Genomic DNA, 22315 nt, shown 5'->3' with positions numbered 1-22315 from the left:
CGCATCCCTGTGGGAGCGAGCTTGCTCGCGATGAGGGCGTGTCAGTAGACGGAACCGATACTGATCCACCGCTATCGCGAGCAAGCTCGCTCCCACATGGGCTTTGTGTTATTTGCCGGTGATCATCGGCAGGTTCAGGCCCTGCTCCTTCGCGCAATCAATGGCGATCTGGTAACCGGCATCGGCATGACGCATCACCCCGGTACCCGGGTCGTTGTGCAGAACGCGGGCAATCCGCTCGGCTGCTTCGTCGGTACCGTCGCAGACGATCACCATGCCTGAGTGCTGGGAGAAGCCCATGCCGACGCCGCCACCGTGGTGCAGCGAAACCCAGGTCGCGCCGCTGGCGGTGTTGAGCAAGGCGTTGAGCAGCGGCCAGTCGGAAACGGCGTCGGAGCCGTCCTGCATGGATTCGGTCTCACGGTTGGGGCTGGCCACGGAACCGGAGTCGAGGTGGTCGCGACCGATGACGATCGGTGCCGACAACTCGCCGCTACGCACCATCTCGTTGAACGCCAGGCCCAACTTGGCGCGCTGGCCCAGGCCAACCCAGCAGATCCGTGCCGGCAAGCCCTGGAAGCTGATGCGCTCGCGGGCCATGTCCAGCCAGTTGTGCAGGTGGGCGTCGTCGGGGATCAGTTCCTTGACCTTGGCGTCGGTCTTGTAGATGTCCTGCGGATCACCCGACAGCGCCGCCCAGCGGAACGGGCCGATGCCACGGCAGAACAGCGGACGAATATAGGCCGGGACGAAACCAGGGAAGTCGAAGGCATTCTCGACGCCCTCTTCCTGGGCCATCTGGCGAATGTTGTTGCCGTAGTCGAAGGTCGGCACGCCCATCTTCTGGAAGGCGAGCATGGCTTTGACGTGGACGGCCATCGATTGCTTGGCGGCCTTCACCACGGCGGCGGGCTCGGTCTTGGCGCGGGCACGGTATTCGTCCCAGGTCCAGCCGGCCGGCAGGTAGCCGTTGAGTGGATCGTGGGCGCTGGTCTGGTCGGTGACCATGTCCGGGCGGACGCCACGACGGACCATTTCCGGCAGGATCTCGGCCGCGTTCCCACACAGTGCGATGGAAATGGCCTTGCCTTCAGCGGTGTATTTCTCGATGCGCGCCAGGGCGTCGTCGAGGTCCTTGGCTTGTTCGTCGACGTAGCGGGTTTTCAGGCGGAAATCGATGCTCACCTGTTGGCACTCGATGTTCAGCGAGCACGCACCGGCCAAGGTCGCGGCCAGCGGCTGCGCGCCGCCCATGCCACCCAGGCCGGCAGTCAGGACCCAACGGCCCTTGAGGTTGGAGTCGTAATGCTGGCGACCGGCCTCGACGAAGGTTTCATACGTGCCTTGCACGATGCCTTGGCTGCCGATGTAGATCCAGCTGCCGGCAGTCATCTGGCCGTACATGGCCAGGCCCTTGGCGTCGAGTTCGTTGAAGTGCTCCCAACTGGCCCAGTGCGGCACCAGGTTGGAGTTGGCGATCAGTACGCGAGGGGCGTTGCTGTGGGTCTTGAACACGCCCACCGGTTTGCCGGATTGCACCAGCAGGGTTTCGTCGTCGTTCAGGTTGGTCAGACTTTCGACGATCTTGTCGTAGCATTCCCAGTTGCGCGCCGCGCGGCCGATGCCACCGTAGACCACCAGTTCCTTGGGGTTCTCGGCCACTTCCGGGTCGAGGTTGTTCATCAGCATGCGCAGCGGCGCTTCGGTCAGCCAGCTCTTGGCGGTCAGCGTGTTACCGCGAGGGGCGCGGATTTCAACGTCACGGTATTTTTCAGGTTTACGGGTAGCGTCGGTCACAGCAAAAACTCCTCAGCGATCAATCCAGACCAGCCCGGGCAGTGGGCAGCGATTTAGCGGACGTTGCGTTGAATGCAGGTGACTCATACGCATACGTCTTTACTTGTATGTACAAGCATATGCAATCAAGCGGCCAACTTGTTGAAGGGTCGATCAAGAAAGATTGGAGAATCGGCGGAAGCCCTCGTAATAGAAGGGCTGCCAAGCTCTATGAAATTTTTGAAGGGAGGTTTTTCGGGAAAAATCGGAAGGTCACTGAAGCGTGGTATTGCGCCACGCTGGGGCGTTCGGTAACAAGTTGGTGCGCAGAAGAAACAGCGGGCAGGCACTTTGTGGCGAGGGGATTTATCCCCGCTGGGTTGCGCAGCAACCCCAAAAAGCATAAATGCGATCAGCCTGACTCACTGAGTTGGTAGATCTGGGGCTGCTTCGCAGCCCAGCGGGGATAAATCCCCTCGCCACGGGGTGAGTGAAGCCGACGTCAGTGAGACGTCAGCTCAATCACGCAGCATTGACCGTGGGTGGAGACATCCACCAGCGCGGTGTTACCGCTCAGCTGCAGACAATCGTAAAGCCCCAGGTCAACGGCGGACTCGCCGATCTTTATCGCCAACCCCGGAGCCGCACTGAACACCAACACCGTCCCCGCCTCGCTGAAAAACCGCTGCTGGCCGCCCAACCACTGCAATCGTGCACGGTAACGCTGTGGCGCGTAGATCAGGTTGAAGTCACGAATCGGCCCGCCCAGCAGTGTGCATTGCACGTGGCTCTCGCCGCTGAACGCAAACGGGTCCAGCGGATGCAAAGGCCGCGTGGCGTGGCCATCGACGTTCAGCGTCATGCCGTCACCCTGCAAGACACTGATGATCCTTTCGTAACCGGCGAAGGTGGAAAAACCACCGGACTCACCAATATCGGCAATCGACAGGCGCCAGCCGAAACCTTCCAGGCCGGCGCCGGCATCGCGGGTGATTTCTTCCGTGCTGCCGCCACCGTTCTTCCAAGGCATGCGCGGGTAATCCGCGGCGCGTAAAACCTTCAATTGGCTCATTTGTGGAAACGCCCTTCCAGACTGTGGCGCGAGCCCGGATGAATCAGGCGTGCGGCGGTCACCGGTTGGCGCCCCGACCAGGTGCGGCGACGGATCAACAGGCACGGCTCGCCCCTTTCGATCTGTAGCAGCTTGCATTCGCTCGGCTCGGCCAGGATGGCTTCCACCACATGCTCGCCTTCAGTCAGCGGCGCGACCTGATTCAGATAGGCGTAGGGCGTTTGGAGGGTGAAGTCTTGCTTGAGGTACTCGGGCGCCACCAGCGCGTTGACGAAACGGTCCTCGATTTGCACGGGGATGTCGTTCTCGAAATGCACGATCAACGAGTGGAACACCTTCTGGCCTTCGCGCATGTCCAGGGCCAACGCGCGCTCGGAACCGGCGGCCTCTTCTTCGAGGGTGATGACTTTGCAGGTGTGGCGGTGACCACGGGAGGCGATTTCGTCGGCGATGTTGTGCACTTCAAACAGCGCGGACTGGCTCTTGGGCTCGGCCACGAACGTGCCGACACCCTGCATGCGCACCAACAGGCCATCGGCGGTCATTTCCCGCAGGGCGCGGTTGATGGTCATGCGACTGAAGCCCAACTGGCTGACCAATTCACTTTCCGATGGCACGCGGTAATGGGGCGGCCAATTTCCACTGTCGATCTGCTGGGTGATCATCTGTTTGACGCGGGCGTACAAGGGCGCCGGACTGTCACCCATGTGTGCGGCCAGCGGCGGTTTGGCAGGCGGAGTCGGCACGGCGTATTCCTGTTCTGCGAATGTTGATGACTAGCTTGCCGGAGTTTACCGGGCAGGCAAACGTCTGTATATGTATATACAAATTACACGCAACGAGGTTCAACCGATGTCCGCCTTCTTTGCCGAGCGTGCGCTACTGCCTAATGGATGGGCCAATGATGTACGTCTTGAGGTCGACGCCGAAGGCGTCCTGACCCATGTCCAGGCCGATTCCCACGCAGACGGCGCCGAACGGCTGAGCGGTCCGCTGCTGCCAGGCATGCCGAACCTGCATTCCCATGCGTTCCAGCGGGCCATGGCCGGGCTGGCGGAAGTGGCGGGCAATCCGAATGACAGTTTCTGGACCTGGCGCGACCTGATGTATCGCCTCGTCGGAAAAATCAGCCCCGACCAGCTTGGCATCATCGCCCGGCAGCTCTACATCGAAATGCTCAAGGCCGGCTACACCTCGGTCGCCGAATTCCATTACGTACACCACGACACCGACGGCACACCTTACGCCGACCCGGCCGAACTGGCCCTGCGTATCAGTCAGGCCGCCAGCGCCGCGGGCATTGGCTTGACCTTGCTGCCGGTGCTCTACAGCCATTCCGGGTTTGGCGGCCAGGCACCCAATGACGGGCAGCGCCGGTTCATCAACAGCACCGAAAACTACCTGAGGCTCCAGTCACGCCTGCAGCCGATCCTGGCCGGGCAACCGTCGCAGGCGCTGGGCTTGTGCTTTCACTCGCTGCGAGCCGTGACACCCGGGCAGATCCACGACGTGCTGGCCGCCAGCGACCGTGATTGCCCGGTGCACATCCACATCGCCGAACAGCAAAAGGAAGTCGACGATTGCCTGAGCTGGAGCGGCGTGCGTCCGCTGCAATGGTTGTATGAAAATGCCGAGGTAGATCAACGCTGGTGCCTGGTCCATGCAACCCACGCCAACCCACAGGAAGTCAGCCTGATGGCCAAGAGCCGGGCGATTGCCGGTTTGTGCCTGACCACCGAAGCCAACCTGGGGGACGGTATCTTTCCAGCCGTGGACTTCCTCGCCCAAGGCGGGCGAATGGGCATCGGTTCCGACAGTCATGTGTCGCTGAGCGTGGTCGAAGAATTGCGCTGGCTGGAATACGGCCAGCGGCTGCGGGACCAGCGCCGCAACCGGCTGTACCGAGCGGATCAGCCGATGGTCGGACGTACCCTGTATGACGCAGCGTTGGAAGGTGGCGCCCAGGCGTTGGGCCAACCCATCGGTGCGCTGCAAGTCGGCAAGCGCGCCGACTGGCTGGTGCTCGATGGCAACGATCCATACCTGGCCACGGTCAACGGTGACGGCATCTTGAACCGTTGGCTGTTTGCCGGCGGCGATCGCCAGGTGCGCGATGTGATGGTCGGCGGCAAGTGGCGAGTGCGCGACGGACACCACGCCGGCGAAGAAGATAGCGCCCGGGCGTTTACCCAGGTGTTGCGCGAGCTATTGAACTGACACCAAAAAATCAAGATGGAAATACAAATGTGGGAGCGAGCTTGCTCGCGATGAGGCCTTTACCTTCAACATGAATGTTGATTGAAAGTCCGCTATCGCGAGCAAGCTCGCTCCCACATTGGTTTTCGGGTGACGGTCAGTCCGAGGTCTTGGCCATCTGCCGGTCCGACGCACGCCAGACCAGCCGCGTCGTGTCATAACCCTGCTGCCGCGCCTTGCTCAGCAGCTCTTCGCGTACATCGACCTTGACCGTTGGCGTGCGGGACAGCAGCCACAGGTAGCGACGGCTCGGGTCACCCACAATGGCGGTCTTATAGTCATCGCTGACGTACAGCACCCAATATTCGCCCTTCGCCACGCCCGGCAGGATTTTCGAGAACCAGGTATCGAATTCAACCCAGAGCTTGTCGGTCTTGCCCGGTACCTGCGGGTAAGCAGTGCCCCTGGCCTCTTCCCATTTCCAATCGGAAGTCAGGCAGCGGTTGAACACGTCCACGTTGCCGTCGGGCTTGAGGGTGTAGTGGGCTTCCGATTGCGCGCAGTTGCGCTGGAAATACATTGGCAGGCGGGCCAGCTCGTACCAGGTCCCCTGGTAACGCTTGAGATTGACACTGTTGACAGTCTTGGGCGCCAACGGGTCTACGCCAGAAGTGGCACAGCCGGCCAATACCAGGCCAGCCAAAAGCACAAAAACTAACCGCATCATTATTTTTTTCTCCCGTGGGCGCTTGGCCCCGGTTTACTTCAGTTACTTCAGGCCTTGGCCGGAAAACATCAAGACTTTGTCACCGGCGTACTGCACGCTGATAAAGCTTTTCTGGTCGCCCCAGGTGCAGCTGGACATGCCGAGCGCGCCCGAACAGTCAGTCGGTTTTCCCAGTAACGTCTCGACCTCGGCCTTGGGCATCCCGGCCGACAGCTTCGAATAGTTTTCCTGGTTGACCTTGCTGCATGCGGTCAACACGACGCACATAAACAGCAGGGCGATAGAACGCAGCGACATGGTGTAACTCCTGGAACGGAAGGGAGGTGGCAGGGTGCCAACCTGAACCTTAGAAGAGAAAACCCCTATCTGGTTCCCCGACTCCCTCAGTATTTATTGGCTGTGCAAAGGTGTTTCACCGATGAATCAGTCGGATTGTGACGCCGTCGTGCCTTTCGTCGGGATGACTGGCCCGGAGCCTGATGAGCCGGGCTTGCGAGCCGATAAAAAGTAACAGCGCAAAATCCTGCGTTATGGCAAATTGATATTCCTTTTTGACCCGTCCCTTCGCGGTAGCGTTCTTAATGACCAGAAACATGAAATTCAGCCACAAAATTCTGTTGGCCGCCGCCCTTGTGGTGGCCGTCGCATTCGCCTGTTTCATCCTGTTCAACGACTACCGCCAACGACAAAGCCTCAATACCAGCACCGAGACGTCCATGCAGGAACTCGGCAGCCTGACCAGCCGTAACATCCAGACCTGGGTCGAAGGCCGAATCCAGTTGCTGCAATCGCTGGCCCAGCAAATCGCTATCGACGGCAGCGCTGCCGACAGCCTCAAGCGCGCCGTCGGCCTGCCGGCCTATACCAGCAATTTCCAACTCAGCTATTTCGGCGGCACCGACGGCGTGATGTTCTCGGTACCGGCCGGCAATCGTGCCGCCGACTACGACCCGCGCGCCCGTGGCTGGTACAAGGCCGCCAACAGCGCCCAGCAGACCATCGTCACCGAACCCTACATCGCCGCTTCGTCGGGCAAGCTGGTGATCACGGTTGCCACGCCGGTACAGCGCCAGAACCAGATGATCGGCGTGGCGGGTGCGGACATCGACCTGTCCAGCGTCAGCGCCATCATCAACTCGCTGAATTTCGGCGGCCACGGTCATGCGTTCATCGTCAGCGCCGATGGCAAGATCCTCGTTCATCCCGACAGCAAGCGCGTGCTCAAGACACTCGCCGAGGCCTACCCCAACGGTGCGCCGCAAGTCACTCCCGGCATGAAGGAAGTCGAGCTCGACGGCAAGACCCAGTTCATTTCCTTTACCCGCGTCACCGGCGTACCGGGCGCTGACTGGTACGTAGCGCTGGTTCTGGACAAGAGCACGGCGCTGGCGATGCTCAGCGAGTTCCGCACCTCGGCGCTGATAGCCATGGCGATCGCCGTGGTGTTCATCATCACGCTGCTGGGCATGCTCATCCGCGTGCTGATGCAACCGCTGCTGACCATGGGCCGCGCCATGCACGACATCGCCGAAGGCGAAGGCGACCTGACTCGCCGCCTGACCATCCACGGCCATGACGAATTCGGCGCGCTGGGCACCTCATTCAACCGCTTTGTCGAACGTATCCATACCTCGATTCGTGAAGTGGCTTCCGCAACCGGCCAGGTCAATGAAGTCGCCCTGCGCGTCGTCAGCGCCTCCAACTCGTCGATGTTCAACTCCGACCAGCAGGCCTCACGCACCAACAGCGTGGCGGCGGCCATCAATCAACTCGGCGCCGCCGCCCAGGAAATCGCCCAGAACGCCGCCCTTGCCTCGCAACATTCCAGCGAGGCCCGCAGCCTGGCCGAAGATGGCCAGCAAGTGGTGGATAAAACCATCACAGCGATGCAGCAACTGTCGGCCAAGATCAGCGATTCGTGCGGCAACATCGAAACCCTGAACAGCAACACGGTGAATATCGGCCAGATTCTCGAAGTGATCACCAGCATTTCCCAGCAGACCAACCTGCTGGCCCTCAACGCCGCCATCGAAGCGGCCCGGGCCGGTGAAGCCGGTCGCGGCTTCGCAGTCGTTGCCGATGAAGTGCGCAACCTGGCCCACCGTACCCAGGACTCGGCGCAGCAAGTGCAGAAGATGATCGAAGAGTTGCAAGTCGGCGCGCGGGAAGCGGTACTGACCATGACCGACAGCCAACGCCAGAGCGAAAGCAGCGTCGGCATCGCCAACCAGGCCGGCGAACGCCTGGGCAGCGTGACCCAGCGCATCGGCGAGATCGACGGCATGAACCAATCCGTTGCTACCGCCACCGAAGAACAGACCGCCGTGGTGGAATCGATCAACGTCGACATCAACGAGATCAACACCCTGAACCAGGAAGGCGTGGAAAACCTGCAAGCCACCTTGCGAGCCTGCTCCGACCTTGAACAGCAGGCGGCGCGGTTGAAGCAGTTGGTGGGCAGTTTCAGGATCTAGTGCTTTGGCGGCCCTTTCGCGAGCAGGCTCGCTCCCACATTAGAACTACAGCGGACGCACATTTTGCGCTCAACGAAAATCCAGTGTGGGAGCGAGCCTGCTCGCGAAGACGGCATCAGCCTCGCAAGAAATTCAGAACCTGGACCCAGGCCTGCTCAAAAACTCCAGCTCATCCGCCGTGGACTCGCGCCCCAATACCGCATTGCGATGGGGAAAGCGCCCGAACCGGGCAATGATCTTCTGATGCCGTTCGGCATAATCCAAGTTGTCTTCAAACACCGCCCGCTGCGCCTCGGGCTGTTCCCGGACCAGGTCGATGAACCGCGACACGGCTTCGTTCTGCACCGCGAGGTTTTCGCAGTGTTCGAGGACGAGGTAGATGAATACACGTTGGATCGGCCGCAGTTGCCGGTCGAAACCCGCCGCCAGGCCCTGGGCCACCAAAGCTTGGGCACGCAGGTCGCCGGAAAAGCTCTCGGGGGTGTTGCGAAAGATCATCCGCGGCAGTTGATCCAGTAGCAGCACCAGGGCCAGCCAACCTTCCGGGCGTTGCGCCCAATCGGTCAATCCGCCGGCCAGTGCTTGCTCGACCAGGTCGCCAAAGCGCTCTCGCGCCTGGCGATCATGGCCTTTGCCAAACCACAGCTTGCCCTTGTCAGCCGCGGTGTCATTCGGTGTTTCGGCTGAGCCAAACCACCAATCGAGCAACGGCTGCCAGGGCTCGGCCATGGTTTACTCCTTGTGGTATGCCGTGGCGCGGGCCACTTCTTCTTTCGAGCCGAGGAACACCGCCACACGCTGGTGCAGGCCTTCAGGCTTGATGTCGAGGATGCGCTGGTGGCCGTCGGTGGAAGCGCCACCTGCCTGCTCCACCAGGAACGACATCGGGTTGGCTTCGTACATCAGGCGCAGCTTGCCCGGCTTGGACGGCTCGCGGCTGTCGCGCGGGTACATGAACAGACCGCCACGGGTCAGGATGCGGTGTACATCGGCAACCATCGCAGCCACCCACCGCATGTTGTAGTTCTTCTTCAGCGGACCTTCTTCACCCGCCAGCAACTCATTGACGTAGCGCTGGACCGGAGCTTCCCAGTGACGCTGGTTGGACATGTTGATGGCGAATTCCTGGGTGGTTTCAGGAATGGTGATGTCTTCGTGGGTGAGCACGAAGCTGCCCATTTCGCGGTCCAGGGTGAAGCCTTTCACGCCGTGGCCCAAGGTCAGCACCAGCATGGTCTGAGGACCGTAGATGGCATAGCCGGCGGCGACCTGTTCGGTGCCGGGCTGCAGGAAGGCCTTTTCATTCAAGGCTTCGTTCTGGCTCAGGTACTCGTTCGGGCAACGCAGTACCGAGAAGATCGTGCCGACCGGTGCGTTGATGTCGATGTTCGACGAACCGTCCAGTGGGTCGAATACCAACAGGTAGGCGCCTTTCGGGTATTTGCCCGGGATCTGGTAGGCGTTGTCCATTTCCTCGGACGCCATGCCGGCCAGGTGACCGCCCCATTCGTTGGCTTCCAGCAGGATTTCGTTGGACAGTACGTCGAGTTTCTTCTGCACTTCGCCCTGCACGTTTTCGGTGCCCATGCTGCCCAGGACACCGCCCAGCGCGCCCTTGGACACGGCGTGGCTGATCTCCTTGCATGCACGCGCCACCACTTCGATCAAAAAGCGCAGATCGGCAGGGGTATTGTTGCTGCGGGTCTGCTCAATCAAATAGCGACTCAAGGTAACGCGGGACATGGACGGCTCCGAAGAATAGGGGGCGGAAAACCCGCGCAGTTTAGCGCGAGTCGGGACTTAATTCCTCCTATGAGACGGGATATGGAGGATTGAGTTCATATCCGGGCCTGCCAACCTGCGCTCCTACGAGGATTTTACCGGCGGCTTGCGCAGCAGGCTGAACGCCATCGCACCGAGGAACACCACGCTGAGCAGCAACACCGCCCACAGGCCGATCTTTTTCCAGTTGGTATTCACAGCCACTGGCACGGCTTCAACCGCAGGTATCGGGGAGGTCGTTCCGTTGACCGTTGCAGTACCCAGCGTCGCCAGGCGCGACGGCTTGTAATCCGGTATCAGTGTGGTCAACGGCAAGCTGGCCGCTTTCGCCGTCGCACTGCCCAGTGCCAGGTTGTAGGGCGCATCGCCCCGCGCCAGGAACACCACTTGGGTCGGGCGCACGGCAAAACGCAGGGCCGGAGCCTCGGTGCCCAGGCCGCCGCCACGCTCGTCCACTGTCAGCTTCAATTGCTGCACCGTCTGGCCGGACAACAGCAGTTGGTTTTGCTGCACATCTTGACCGTTCTGGGTCAGGCGATAGAGCAAGCCACCGCCCATCGGCTGCCACGGATGGCTGCTTTCACGACGACCGGCCAGGGTCACCGGTGCCAGGCTGTTGGCCTGGCTCAGCTCCACCTGAATTTGCTCGACGTTCAGCCCCATCGGCAATTGCCAGGTGTATTCACCGGCCTTCGTCGTGCTGCCCGCCAACGGCTGCGACCAGACCAACGGCAGCGGCAGGCTTTCGCGGCTGGCGCTTTGCAGTTGGGCCGAGGTCAGCACCGGCGCCGAGGACGGCGAATCCCACAGCAACCGCAAGTACCGCGCCGATTGGCCGGGCAAGCTCACCTCGTGCTGCTCGACCCGCTCATCGGCGAATGTCAGCCGCGCGACCTGGCCTTCGCCCCACGCCTGCCAGTGCTGCAAGTCGTCACTGGCTTCGATGGTGAAGCGCTGGAAGCCGTCGCGCTCGCTGGTCCAGTCCAGGATCAACTGTTGCAGCGGCGCCTTGATCGCGCTGGCGTCGAGCAGCCAGCCACGCAATTCCTCTTCCCCGGCTTCGAGCCGACTGGACGGCTGGACTTCCACCAGCGTGCCGTTGGCGTTCGATTGCACACGTACGCTCGGCGCGCGTTCACTGTCGTCGGCAGCGTTGTACAGCGGGAACCACTTCACATCGGTGAGGGTGCGATTCTCTCGACTCTGGGCCGATTCGCGCACCAATGCATAGGCCTGGGCCTGGCCGGCGGCGTTGAACACCCGCATGTCGCTCAGGTCGGTCTGCCGCGCCCGCAATTGGACCTCCAGCGGCAACGCCAAGCGATACCACGGCCCTTCACCGCTCAAGACCAACGGCACTTGATGGGTGAAGTCTTGCGGCTGTTCTTGCGCCGCAGCCGAAAAGGCCACCCATAACCCCATCACACCCAGCCCGATTCGACTCAACTTGCGACTCAAGACGACACTCCCTCACTGACAGGCATCGGCGGCTCGGCATCCACGGCCGGCTCCGGGCGCTTGGGTGGCAGCGGCGCAAAATAGCCAACCACCAGCAGCAAGACGCCCACGCCAATAAACGACACGATCCGCGCCAGACCGCCGCGGTTACTCAATTCGACAAAGAACAACTTGGCCACGACCACGGCGATCAAGACCGCGCCGACCAGCCACACTTCCCGGCGATGACGCAGGTGTCCGCCGATCATCAGGCCCAGGGCGATCAAGGTCCAGACGATGGACAAGCCGGCCTGCACGAACATCGAGTCGAGCAGCGCATCCAGCGCGTACGGCACGTCCATCCACTGGTGGGCAGTACGCATCACCAGCGCGGTGAAGAACGCGAACAGCGACACACCGGCAATCAACTGAGCGACATACCCGATGCGATTCCAACGGTTCGTCGTTTGCTCAACGGCATTGCGGGCCCACACATAGATACCGAACAAGGCGAACAGCAAGCCCAGCTCCAAGGGGTTGAGCAACGGTATATAAGGCAGTGGCTCGGAGTTGCCGTCACTGAAGGTGTTGGTCAGCCAGAACCAACCGAGCATCAACAGCGCCATCGGCGCCGCCGCGTAGACGCGGTATTCGCGCGGTTGGGCCGATACCGGCCATGGCAAGGTACGCGGCGTGGACATCAATACCAGGTAAAGGCCTGGCAGGATCGCCCAGGCCAGCCAGCGCCAGGCGTTGTACTGCTCGGACAGCAACAGCAGGCCGTAACGCAGCTCGAGCATCAACACCGTCATCAACAACCAGCAACCGAGCACGTGGGCGGTACTGCGCGCCCGGGCCGGAAGCATCGGCGCCAGGCGCTTGAGCGAAAAGAAGTGCACGGCAAATATTGCCAGCCAGGCCAGCCAGCCGAAATCCGCCGCCGGGTGATAGTGGCTGTGCCCCGTTGCCACCAGCACGCAACCCGCCGCCGGCGTCAACAAGGTGCATAGCAGCGCCAGCGCCGACCATTTCAAGCGCAGGGCCAAGACAGCCCAGACCGCCACGCTGATCGCCGCGACCAGCAGCAGCCAACTGCCTTGCAGGTTCGCCGGAGCAAAGCGCAGCACCTCGCTGACCCACGCCAGCGCCCACCAGCCGGCACCCCAGATCAGCAGCAGCTCGGACAGGCGTTGCAAGCTCAAGACATCCAGTTCCTGCGCCGCGTGTGCCCGTTGCAGTCGCCAGGCGCCGGCCAGTGCCGCCAATCCCAGCACCAGCGGCGTCCAGAAACCGCTATGGGCCAAGGGCCGCAGGCCTTCGGATTGAAGAGGCCCAAGCAGGAACGGCCCAGCCGCCAAGAACGCCGCACCGCCCAGCAGTTGCAGCAACAGGCCGAAGACAAAGCTCACGCGTTGCTTCAGGTACAGGCTCAGCCAGATGATCAACAGGCCGCTGGCCGCCCATACACCGCTCGCCGTTTGCCAAGGCAGGACGAACAGCACCGCGAGGTTGATCAGCACCAGCCCCGCCAGCAACACCACGGACAAGCCGCGCAGCAACCGGGCATCGTTGCGCACCATGTCGTCGCGAGCCGCCAGCAGCATCCCGCCAATCAACGCCAGGCCGATCAGCGAGGCGCTGAGCAGACCGTTCCAGCCGGCATTCAACACCGCCGAATCTCCATCAGCGCCTTGCAGGCGCATCAGGAACAGCGCGCCGCCCAACAGTTGCACGGCGAACGCAGTAAACAGGAAGCTGCGCGATTGCAGGCGCAGGCCAACATACAATGTCGCCAGGCCGGCCAGGGCCCAGGCAATGGCGGTGCCATGGGTGAAGAAGAACAACGGCGCCAGCAAATAGAGGAAGCTCAGCCCGAGTACCGCCAGCACGGGTTGCCCTTGGCGCTCCCAGTCAGCGGTTTCCCCAGGCTCGGCCTTGCGCAACTGGTAAAAGCTGAACAGCAAAGCCCCGCCGAGCATCAACGCCCCCAGCCACGACCCCTCCAGCAGGCTGCCTTCACCTGCATGCAATTCGCTGACAAAGGCCAGCGCCGATCCCAATTGCAGCAACAAGGCAAACATCCGTGCGAATGGGCGTTGTTGGCGCAGGCCCAGCCAGAAGATGCCGGCGCCCTCCACCGCCCACGCCGCGGCGGTCCAACGAGCGTCCAGACCGAGCGGAATGGCCAGGCTGCCGAAAATCACCCCCAGGGCGAGGCAGGTCTCGGCCAACAACACCGCGCGACCGCCCATCAATACGCGCGCCAGCCCCATGTAGATCATGCCCAGGGCCAAGGCGCTGAACGCTGCGGCGAATTCCAGATGTTGCACCAAGGCGAACTGCAGGCCGAAGCCCACCAGCGGCGGCCCGAACAGCATGGTGCCGTCCACGTAGTCGCCCTTGCGCGCCGACCAGCGCAGCATGGCATCCCGGCTGTCATCTTCAGGCGCGTCGCTCATTTCCAGCAGCTTGCGCCGGGTGAACAACAAGCCGATCGCCAGATAGGTCAGGAAGAAAACGATGAGGAAGGGTTCGGTGCTCCACAGCAGTTCCGGCGTATAGGAGCGCAAGCCCCAGGCGAAACCGATGCCGAACGTGCCGACGAAACCGATCAGGTTGAGCGTGCGCCAGGCTTTGAACCAAGCGATTGCGAGGATGCCGGCGTTGAGCAGGATGAAATAGCTGAACAGCGCGACATGGTTGCCGCTGCCGGTGGAGGTCAGGATCGGTGCGGCGAAGCCGCCCAACGCCGCAGCCGCCGCCAGGCCCATGGCGTTCTGGGTCACTGCCAGGATCGCCGAGAACACCGTGACCGCGACCAACAGCCCCAAGGCAGCCTTGGAATCGAGCAACGGATGCAAGCGCATGGCGGCGAACACCGTCAGGTACAGCACGGCGATCCCGGTACCCTGCAGCATCAGCGCATAACTGCTGTTGCGTTGGCGCAACCACCAGCCCAGGCCCAGCAGGCCCAAGGCACTGGCCGCGACGCCGGCGTAGCGCAATTCGATCGGCACCACCATGCCTTCGGTGGCGTAGCGCAGCAGGAAAGCCAGGCCGAGGAACAACAGCACCACGCCGACCCGCAGCACGGTGTTGCCGCCGAACAGCCAGTCGCGCGCGCCGATGATGGCGCGGTCGAACAGATTCGGGCCACGGGGAGCCGCAGGCGCAGGCGCCGTCGGCTCAAGGGGCAACGGCGCAAAATCACTATTCGCGCGACGACTGGAGGCGGCTGGCGCAGGGCTCCAGATTTCGTCGGGCAGCGGTTGGCTGGCCTGGGTGCTCATCACGGAGACGGATTCGAGATCCGGCGGCAGTTCCCAGACCAGCTCCGGCTCGGTGCGGGTCTGGGGTTTTGGAGCCTGGGGCGCGATGACCTCGGCTGCTGGCGCCGGATCACTCGGCTGGGCGGCGGTGCCGCGTTCGAGAACCGCCAGCCGCGCTTCCAGGGTGAGCACGCTCTGCTGGGCCTCTTGCAGCAGGATCTGCTGCTTGGCCGCTTGGATCCCCAGGCGCCCCAGTCGAACCGACTGGGCGATGCCGAGCCCGACCAACGCACCTATCAGTGCATCGGCGAACGACTCGTCCACCACCCAGCCGAGAGCCAGGCCCAACAGTGTCAAAATCCATTGCATATGGTCGATATCCCTAAGCGGCCCGTTGCGGGCATGACCGGGAAGATGCGGTGCCTGACTCAGTCTAGTGGAATCACTCCAAACCTGTGGGAGCGAGCCTGCTCGCGAAAGGGCCTTCAAACCGAACATCTATGTTGGCTGATAGACCGCTTTCGCGAGCAGGCTCGCTCCCACACTGGACACAATTGACTGAGCTACGCCGCAACCCGGCGAATCTGGCGCTTAGTATATCGACGAAGCCCAACCGCCGTTGGGCTTCGCTCACATTTCTTGCAACCTTTACTCCAAAGCCTTCCAGATGTCGGTGGCGTATTCGCGGATGGTCCGGTCCGAGGAGAACCAGCCCATGCGAGCGGTGTTGAGCACCGCCGAGCGCCACCATTGCTTGGAGTCGTGCCACCTTTCTTCGACTTTGGCCTGGGCGTTCCAGTACGCGTCGAAATCGGCACAGACCAGGAAGCGGTCGTAATCCACCAGCGAATCCACCAGCCCGGTGTAGCGCATCGGGTCGTCCGGCGAGAAGACGCCGCCACGAATCGCTTGCAATACATCGCCAAGGCGATGGGACGCGGCGATGTCCGGCGCGGCGCTGAATTCACCGTTGCGCTTGCGCGCTTCCACCTGCTCGGCGGTCAGGCCGAAGATGAACATATGGTCGCCGCCGACACGCTCGTGCATTTCCACGTTGGCGCCGTCCATGGTGCCGATGGTCAGCGCACCGTTGAGGCCGAACTTCATGTTGCTGGTGCCCGAGGCTTCGAAACCGGCGGTTGAGATCTGCTCCGACAGGTCCGCCGCCGGGATGATGCTTTCGGCCAGGCTGACGTTGTAGTTGGGCAGGAACACGACTTTGAGCAAGCCGCGCACGGTCGGGTCGTTGTTCACCACCCGGGCGATGTCGTTGGTCAGCTTGATGATCAACTTGGCCTGGTGGTAACTGGCCGCGGCCTTGCCGGCGAAGATTTTCACCCGCGGTACCCAATCCACTTCCGGCTCGGCGCGAATCGCCTGGTACAGCGCCACGGTGTGCATCAGGTTGAGCAACTGGCGCTTGTATTCGTGGATCCGCTTGACCTGCACGTCGAACATCGCGGCCGGGTTGACGGCGATGCCCAGCCGCTCGTGGATCAGGTAGGCCAAGGCTTTCTTGCTGTGCAGGCGCTGTTCGGCGAACTGCTTGCGAAACGCCGGTTTGTCAGCGAACGGCTCCAGCTCGATCAACCGCTCTTCGGGATTGTCGAGCACGCTCGGGCCAAGGGCGTCGACCATCATCGAGGTCAATTCGGCGTTGGCCTGGAACAACCAGCGGCGGAAGGTGATGCCGTTGGTCTTGTTATTGATTCGCTCTGGATAAAGCTTGTGCAGCTCGGAGAACACCGTGCTGCGCATCAGTTGCGTATGCAGCCCAGACACTCCGTTGACGCTATGGGAACCGAGGAATGCCAGGTTGCCCATGCGCACGCGGCGACCGTTGTCTTCTTCGATCAGCGACACCGAGCGCAGCACGTCGAAATCGTGCACGCCCTTAGCCCGCAGCGAGTCGATGTGCTGGGCGTTGATCAGGTAGATGATCTGCATGTGCCGCGGCAGCATGCGCTCCATCAGCCCCACCGGCCAGGTTTCCAGGGCTTCGGGCAGCAACGTGTGGTTGGTGTAGGACAGCGTGTCCTGGGTGATCTGCCAGGCCGCGTCCCATGCGACGTCGTAGACATCCACCAATTGGCGCATCAGCTCGGCCACGGCGATGGACGGGTGCGTGTCGTTGAGCTGGATCGCCGCGTGATCGCCCAGGGTCAGCACCGAGGTGTGCATGTTGCGATGGCGGCGCAGCAAATCCTGCAGGGAGGCGGCGACGAAGAAATACTCCTGGCGAAGGCGCAATTCCTGGCCGGCCTCGGTGCTGTCGGCCGGGTACAAGACGCGGGAGATACTCTCGGCCCGAGCCACTTCCGCCACGGCGCCGAGGTGGTCGCCGGCATTGAAGCGTTCCAGGTGCAGGTCTTCCACGGCCCGGGCGCGCCACAAGCGCAGGGTATTGACACTGGCACCGCGCCAGCCCACCACCGGTGTGTCATAGGCAATGGCGCGCACGGTTTCGGCTGGAGACCAGACCTGGCGAGTCTTGCCGTTGTCGTCAGTCACGGTTTCGACGCTGCCACCAAAGCCGATCGGGTAGACGACTTCCGGCCGCTCGAACTCCCACGGGTTGCCGAAATCCAGCCAATGCTCGGTCTGCTCCTGCTGCCAGCCATCGACAATCGCCTGGCGGAACAAGCCGTGCTCATATCGGATACCGTAGCCATGGCCAGCGATACCCAATGTCGACATGCTCTCCATGAAGCACGCCGCCAGGCGACCGAGGCCACCGTTGCCGAGGGCCGCGTCGGGCTCCAGCAGGCGGATGCGCTCAAGGTCCACGCCCAGTTCGGTCAACGCTTCGCGGGCCGTGTCCAGCAGGCCCAGATTGCTCAGGCTGTCGTACAGCAAGCGACCGATGAGAAATTCCAGGGAGAGGTAATAGACGCGCTTCTGGCCCTTGCGGTAGATCTGCCGCGTGTGGTCCATCCAGTGTTCGACCATGTGGTCCCGGGCGGCAAGGGCGATGGCTTCGAACCAATCGTGATCAAACGCATGATCGGGGTCCTTGCCGACGGCATAAGTGAGTTTGGTCAACACGGCGTCGCGAAAAGCCGCAACCTCAGCTTCGCGAACAAGTGGTTCTTGAGTCATTGATGAGACCTCGAACGAGCATGGAATTGTCTGAGCCTAGTCGGTCTGACAGACGGTACAGGCTCTTGGTTCGGTGGTTTTTCCCGGACGCCGGAGAATCGTCGCCAAGGAATTGCCGATGGACGAATGAATGCAGGGGCCGTGCCGGTACAGGCGGGGTTTTGTCGGGACGCAAAAAAAACCGGCAGATGGTCGTTCAAAATTTCACCAGTCCCGGTATGATCGCGCGCCCTGATGCATGCTGGTAAACCGTGATGATGAAGCCCAACCTGATCGCCGCCGCGGAGATCGACCGACTCGATACCTGGGCCAAGTACTCCGCCCCGATGTGCGGTTCCTGCGTGTCGAGCTGCTGCACCCTGCCGGTAGAGGTCAAGATCAAGGACCTGATCCGGATTGGCATCGTCGATGAATTCGAACTGGGCGACCCGCCGAAAAACATCGCCAAGCGCCTGCAAAAGGAAGGGATCGTCGAGCGCTACAACCAGAAGTCGGAAATCTTCACGTTGCAACGCATGAGCAACAACGACTGCCTGTATCTGGACCGCAAGAGCCGGCTGTGCACCATTTACGAGAAGCGCCCGGACACCTGCCGCAATCATCCACGGGTTGGGCCTCGGCCGGGTTACTGCGCGTACAAGCCCAAGGAAGTGGAGCGCGAGCGTAATCCGCGGACGTTGGACAAATTCTGATCGACTGATAGTCCAGCTGCGCCTGCAATACCGTTATCGCGAGCAAGCTCGCTCCCACAGTGGATTTTCTGCGGACACGGAATTTGTGCCCGACATAGACCTACTGTGGGAGCGAGCTTGCTCGCGATAGGCCCTGACAGGCGCCACACAAATCCCAGGCACAAAAAAACGCCCCCGGTCTCACGACCGGGGGCGTTTTTCATTCAGCCGAAGCTAAGCAATCAGGCCTTGGCTTTCTTGGCGGCGCGGGTACGCTCGCTTTCGTCCAGGATCTTCTTGCGCAGGCGGATCGACTTAGGCGTCACTTCGCACAGCTCGTCGTCCTGGATGAATTCCAGGGCCTGTTCCAGGGTGAAGCGAACAGGTGGAACCAGGGCGATGGTTTCGTCTTTACCCGAAGCACGCATGTTGTCGAGCTTCTTGCCCTTGGTAGGGTTCACGCCCAGGTCGTTGTCACGGCTGTTCAGGCCAACGATCTGGCCACCGTAGATTTCCTGGCCGTGCTCGACGAACAGCTTGCCACGCGCCTGGAGGGTTTCCAGGGAGTAGGTCAGTGCCTTGCCGGTTTCAACCGAAACCAGAACACCGTTCTGACGGCCGGACATGTCGCCCGACTTCATCACGTCGTAACGGTCGAAGATCGAGGTCAGGATGCCAGCACCGTTGGTCAGGGTCAGGAACTGGTTACGGAAACCGATCAGACCGCGAGCAGGGATGTTGTATTCCAGACGTACACGGCCCTTGCCATCCGGCACCATGTTGGTCAGGTCGCCTTTACGCAGGCCCATCTCTTCCATCACCTTGCCCTGGGATTCTTCCGGCAGGTCGATGGTGACGTTTTCGAACGGTTCGTGCTTCACGCCGTCAACCAGACGGATGATCACTTCCGGACGGCCTACAGCCATTTCGAAGCCTTCGCGACGCATGGTTTCGATCAGTACCGAGAGGTGCAGTTCGCCACGGCCGGAGACCTTGAACTTGTCAGCCGAGTCGCCTTCTTCAACGCGCAGTGCAACGTTGTACAGCAGCTCTTTGTCCAGACGTTCCTTGATGTTACGGGAAGTCACGAACTTGCCTTCTTTACCGCAGAACGGCGAGTCGTTTACCTGGAAAGTCATGGAAACGGTTGGCTCGTCGACGGTCAACGGCTTCATCGCTTCAACGGTATCCGGGTGGCACAGGGTGTCGGAGATGAACAGCGAGTCCATGCCGCTGATGCAGACGATGTCGCCGGCAGCCGCTTCTTCAACGTCTACACGGTGCAGGCCGTGGTGACCCATCAGCTTCAGGATGCGACCGTTGCGACGCTTGCCGTCGGCGCCGATAGCCACGACCGGAGTGTTCGGCTTGACGCGACCACGGGCGATACGGCCAACGCCGATAACACCGAGGAAGCTGTTGTAGTCCAGTGCGGAGATTTGCATCTGGAACGGGCCGTCACGGTCGACCTTCGGTGCCGGTACGTTGTCGACGATCGACTGGTACAGCGGGGTCATGTCTTCAGCCATGTCGGTGTGGTCCAGACCGGCAATACCGTTCAGGGCCGAGGCGTAGACGACTTTGAAGTCCAGCTGTTCTTCGGTAGCGCCCAGGTTGTCGAACAGGTCGAAGATCTGGTCCAGAACCCAGTCCGGACGCGCGCCTGGACGGTCAACCTTGTTGATGCACACGATCGGACGCAGGCCGGCTTCGAAAGCCTTCTTGGTCACGAAACGGGTTTGCGGCATAGGACCGTCCTGGGCGTCGACCAGCAGCAGCACGGAGTCAACCATCGACATCACGCGCTCTACTTCACCACCGAAGTCGGCGTGGCCCGGGGTGTCCACGATGTTGATGTGGTAGCCGTTCCAGTTGATGGCAGTGTTTTTCGCCAGGATGGTAATACCGCGCTCTTTTTCCTGGTCGTTGGAGTCCATCACGCGCTCGTCGTTGAGCTCGTTGCGCTCCAGGGTGCCGGATTGACGCAAGAGTTTGTCTACCAGGGTGGTCTTACCATGGTCAACGTGAGCAATGATGGCGATGTTGCGTAGATTTTCGATCACTTGTGTATCTCGATCAGAGGATTCGGTGTGCTGACAGGTCGTGGCAGCGATTTACAGTAGAGTCCGACAGTTACAGCGTGTCGGCGGCGTCGGGGGGCCGGTGACGCAGGCCACAGGCAAACAGCCCCGGGCACTTAGCTCGGTCGATAAACGCGCACATTGGCATGCCCCTCACTGAGCAAATGGTGGGCATGCAGGCGACTCATCACGCCTTTGTCGCAATACAGCAGGTACTGGCGAGTAGGGTCCAGTTCCTTGAAACGCGCGTTCACTGCATAGAACGGCATCGTTTGTACCTCGACGCCGGCAACGCTCAGCGGGTCATCTTCAGCATCGTCCGGGTGACGGATGTCGATGATGATCTGACCAGCCAGCGCTTCGCCGACTTCTTCAATCTGGATGTCCTGGCCCAATTCGTCGATGACCCGATCGATCGGTACCAGCCTGGCGTTCTCGATCGCGCGTTCGAGGACCGCCATGTCGAATTCTTTCTCTTCGTGTTCCACACGCCCGCGCTTGGCCGCCGTCTTCGGATTGACCGAGATGACCCCGCAGTACTCCGGCATGTGCCGGGCGAAATCGGCGGTGCCGATCTCATTGGCGGTGTCGATGATGTCCTGCTTGTGGCTGGCGATCAGCGGACGCAGCACGAGTTTCTCGGTCACGCAGTCGATCACCGACAGGTTCGGCAGCGTCTGGCTCGATACCTGGGAAATCGCCTCGCCGGTCACCAGCGCGTCGATGTGCAGGCGGTCGGCGATGCTCGTCGCGGCACGCAACATCATACGCTTCAAAATGACGCCCATATGACTGTTATCGACTTTGCCGAGAATCTCGCCCAGGACTTCTTCGAACGGCACGCTCACAAATAACACGCGTTGGGAGCTGCCGTACTTCTTCCAGATGAAGTGCGCCACTTCCATCACGCCCAGTTCGTGAGCACGCCCGCCGAGGTTGAAGAAGCAGAAATGGCTCATCAGGCCACGACGCATGATCTGGTAGGCAGCGACGGTGGAGTCGAAACCACCGGACATCAATACCAACGTCTGCTCCAGCGAGCCCAGCGGGTAACCGCCGATGCTGTCGTGCTGGCTGTGGATCACGAACAACCGTTGGTCGCGAATTTCGATCCGCACTTCGATCTCTGGATCTTTCAGCGAGATACCGGCGGCGCCGCACTGCCGGCGCAACTGGCTGCCGACATAACGTTCCACGTCCATTGAACTGAACGGGTGCTTGCCGGCGCGCTTGCAGCGAACCGAAAAGATCTTGCCGGCCAGCGCATCACCATAATGGAGCATGCATTTGGCGAGGATGTCGTCGAAATCCCCCAGCGGGTATTCGTCGACCTGCAGGAAATGTGCGATGCCCGGCATGCAGCTCAGGCGCTCGGTCATTTCCTTCAGCAGCTTGGGTTCGCTGACGCGGGTTTCCAGCTCGAGATTGTCCCACACGCCGTTCACCACCACGGCCGGGTCCAGGTCTCGGAGCACGGCACGGATGTTCTTGGCCAACTGGCGGATGAAACGCATCCGTACCGGGCGGCTCTTGATAGTGATCTCGGGGAAGACTTTTACGATTAGTTTCATGAAAACAGCGCGCGAACGGCCAGCCGAAAAAGGGGGGCGCGGATTATAGCGGAAATTGCTCAAGGTTTGACCAATTAATCTGTAGTTGGCTTCGCATGCACCAAAACAGGTCATTATCGATTGACGACGCCACATTGCAGTGCGTTATTGTCCGACAATC

Annotated in this window: 15 protein-coding genes; 3 read left to right on the top strand and 12 right to left on the bottom strand. The window is 61.4% G+C overall.

All coding sequences use genetic code 11. The features are described from left to right. Positions 1-108: 108 nt before the first annotated feature. From hutU to hutC, 3 genes are all read right to left on the bottom strand, one after another. Positions 109-1797, bottom strand: a complete 1689-nt coding sequence (hutU, locus tag FHK92_RS26645) for a urocanate hydratase (protein ID WP_039592729.1) — start codon at positions 1795-1797, stop codon at positions 109-111. A 481-nt stretch (positions 1798-2278) separates the two neighbouring features. After that, complete coding sequence (locus FHK92_RS26640; RefSeq protein ID WP_181290754.1) at positions 2279-2848, bottom strand: HutD/Ves family protein; 570 nt, start codon at positions 2846-2848, stop codon at positions 2279-2281. Continuing rightward, on the bottom strand, positions 2845-3555 hold the full coding sequence (hutC, locus tag FHK92_RS26635; RefSeq protein WP_181291028.1) for a histidine utilization repressor: 711 nt from the start codon (positions 3553-3555) through the stop codon (positions 2845-2847). Before hutC ends, FHK92_RS26640 begins: the two co-directional genes overlap by 4 nt. Positions 3556-3700: 145 nt before the next feature. Here hutC and FHK92_RS26630 point away from each other — a divergent pair, with 145 nt between their 5' ends. Further along, complete coding sequence (locus FHK92_RS26630; protein ID WP_181290753.1) at positions 3701-5065, top strand: formimidoylglutamate deiminase; 1365 nt, start codon at positions 3701-3703, stop codon at positions 5063-5065. Positions 5066-5201: 136 nt separating this feature from the next. Here FHK92_RS26630 and FHK92_RS26625 read toward each other — a convergent pair whose 3' ends face one another. Both FHK92_RS26625 and FHK92_RS26620 read right to left on the bottom strand, forming a co-directional pair. After that, a complete protein-coding gene (locus tag FHK92_RS26625; protein WP_181290752.1) occupies positions 5202-5771 on the bottom strand; it encodes a lipocalin family protein in 570 nt (189 codons plus the stop codon). Positions 5772-5813: 42 nt separating this feature from the next. Further along, the gene (locus FHK92_RS26620) at positions 5814-6068 is read right to left on the bottom strand and encodes a hypothetical protein (protein ID WP_003186715.1); all 255 of its coding nucleotides are present in this window, start codon (positions 6066-6068) and stop codon (positions 5814-5816) included. Between the two features lie 284 nt (positions 6069-6352). Here FHK92_RS26620 and FHK92_RS26615 point away from each other — a divergent pair, with 284 nt between their 5' ends. Beyond that, complete coding sequence (locus FHK92_RS26615; protein WP_219916201.1) at positions 6353-8245, top strand: methyl-accepting chemotaxis protein; 1893 nt, start codon at positions 6353-6355, stop codon at positions 8243-8245. A 132-nt stretch (positions 8246-8377) separates the two neighbouring features. Here the strand turns inward: FHK92_RS26615 and FHK92_RS26610 are convergent, their stop codons facing one another. From FHK92_RS26610 to FHK92_RS26590, 5 genes are all read right to left on the bottom strand, one after another. After that, complete coding sequence (locus tag FHK92_RS26610; protein WP_181290750.1) at positions 8378-8974, bottom strand: DUF924 family protein; 597 nt, start codon at positions 8972-8974, stop codon at positions 8378-8380. Positions 8975-8977: 3 nt separating this feature from the next. Then, on the bottom strand, positions 8978-9988 hold the full coding sequence (locus FHK92_RS26605; protein ID WP_181290749.1) for a class 1 fructose-bisphosphatase: 1011 nt from the start codon (positions 9986-9988) through the stop codon (positions 8978-8980). Between the two features lie 123 nt (positions 9989-10111). Next, positions 10112-11449 carry a DUF3999 domain-containing protein gene (locus tag FHK92_RS26600; protein ID WP_375154635.1) on the bottom strand — a complete coding sequence of 446 codons (1338 nt, stop codon included), beginning with the start codon at positions 11447-11449 and terminating at the stop codon, positions 10112-10114. A 32-nt stretch (positions 11450-11481) separates the two neighbouring features. Further along, positions 11482-15102: a DUF2339 domain-containing protein gene (locus FHK92_RS26595; RefSeq protein ID WP_181290747.1), complete on the bottom strand. Its 3621-nt coding sequence runs from the start codon at positions 15100-15102 to the stop codon at positions 11482-11484. A gap of 279 nt (positions 15103-15381) precedes the next feature. Continuing rightward, entirely contained in the window at positions 15382-17832 is a 2451-nt protein-coding gene (locus tag FHK92_RS26590; RefSeq protein ID WP_181290746.1) for a glycogen/starch/alpha-glucan phosphorylase, read from the bottom strand. A 254-nt stretch (positions 17833-18086) separates the two neighbouring features. Between FHK92_RS26590 and FHK92_RS26585 the strand changes: the two genes are divergently transcribed. Further along, positions 18087-18524 (top strand): YkgJ family cysteine cluster protein, encoded by a 438-nt coding sequence (locus FHK92_RS26585; RefSeq protein WP_003196865.1) that lies wholly within the window; start codon positions 18087-18089, stop codon positions 18522-18524. A 221-nt stretch (positions 18525-18745) separates the two neighbouring features. Here FHK92_RS26585 and typA read toward each other — a convergent pair whose 3' ends face one another. Then, entirely contained in the window at positions 18746-20566 is a 1821-nt protein-coding gene (gene typA, locus FHK92_RS26580) for a translational GTPase TypA (protein WP_030141461.1), read from the bottom strand. Positions 20567-20700: 134 nt separating this feature from the next. After that, positions 20701-22155 carry a tRNA uracil 4-sulfurtransferase ThiI gene (gene thiI, locus FHK92_RS26575; RefSeq protein WP_181290745.1) on the bottom strand — a complete coding sequence of 485 codons (1455 nt, stop codon included), beginning with the start codon at positions 22153-22155 and terminating at the stop codon, positions 20701-20703. Positions 22156-22315: the final 160 nt, after the last annotated feature.

It is taken from the genome of Pseudomonas brassicacearum subsp. neoaurantiaca (assembly GCF_013608025.1).
Lineage (GTDB): Bacteria > Pseudomonadota > Gammaproteobacteria > Pseudomonadales > Pseudomonadaceae > Aquipseudomonas.
This window is presented reverse-complemented; position numbering and strand designations above follow the sequence as displayed.

Excerpts from the sequence above, each read along its gene's own strand:
- thiI (WP_181290745.1), bottom strand. The coding sequence starts at position 22,155 with ATGAAACTAATCGTAAAAGTCTTCCCCGAGATCACTATCAAGAGCCGC.
- FHK92_RS26630 (WP_181290753.1), top strand. The coding sequence starts at position 3,701 with ATGTCCGCCTTCTTTGCCGAGCGTGCGCTACTGCCTAATGGATGGGCC.
- hutC (WP_181291028.1), bottom strand. The coding sequence starts at position 3,555 with ATGGGTGACAGTCCGGCGCCCTTGTACGCCCGCGTCAAACAGATGATC.
- FHK92_RS26590 (WP_181290746.1), bottom strand. The coding sequence starts at position 17,832 with ATGACTCAAGAACCACTTGTTCGCGAAGCTGAGGTTGCGGCTTTTCGC.
- FHK92_RS26620 (WP_003186715.1), bottom strand. The coding sequence starts at position 6,068 with ATGTCGCTGCGTTCTATCGCCCTGCTGTTTATGTGCGTCGTGTTGACC.
- FHK92_RS26610 (WP_181290750.1), bottom strand. The coding sequence starts at position 8,974 with ATGGCCGAGCCCTGGCAGCCGTTGCTCGATTGGTGGTTTGGCTCAGCC.
- FHK92_RS26600 (WP_375154635.1), bottom strand. The coding sequence starts at position 11,449 with ATGGGGTTATGGGTGGCCTTTTCGGCTGCGGCGCAAGAACAGCCGCAA.
- FHK92_RS26625 (WP_181290752.1), bottom strand. The coding sequence starts at position 5,771 with ATGATGCGGTTAGTTTTTGTGCTTTTGGCTGGCCTGGTATTGGCCGGC.
- FHK92_RS26640 (WP_181290754.1), bottom strand. The coding sequence starts at position 2,848 with ATGAGCCAATTGAAGGTTTTACGCGCCGCGGATTACCCGCGCATGCCT.
- FHK92_RS26615 (WP_219916201.1), top strand. The coding sequence starts at position 6,353 with ATGACCAGAAACATGAAATTCAGCCACAAAATTCTGTTGGCCGCCGCC.
- FHK92_RS26605 (WP_181290749.1), bottom strand. The coding sequence starts at position 9,988 with ATGTCCCGCGTTACCTTGAGTCGCTATTTGATTGAGCAGACCCGCAGC.
- FHK92_RS26595 (WP_181290747.1), bottom strand. The coding sequence starts at position 15,102 with ATGCAATGGATTTTGACACTGTTGGGCCTGGCTCTCGGCTGGGTGGTG.
- FHK92_RS26585 (WP_003196865.1), top strand. The coding sequence starts at position 18,087 with ATGATGAAGCCCAACCTGATCGCCGCCGCGGAGATCGACCGACTCGAT.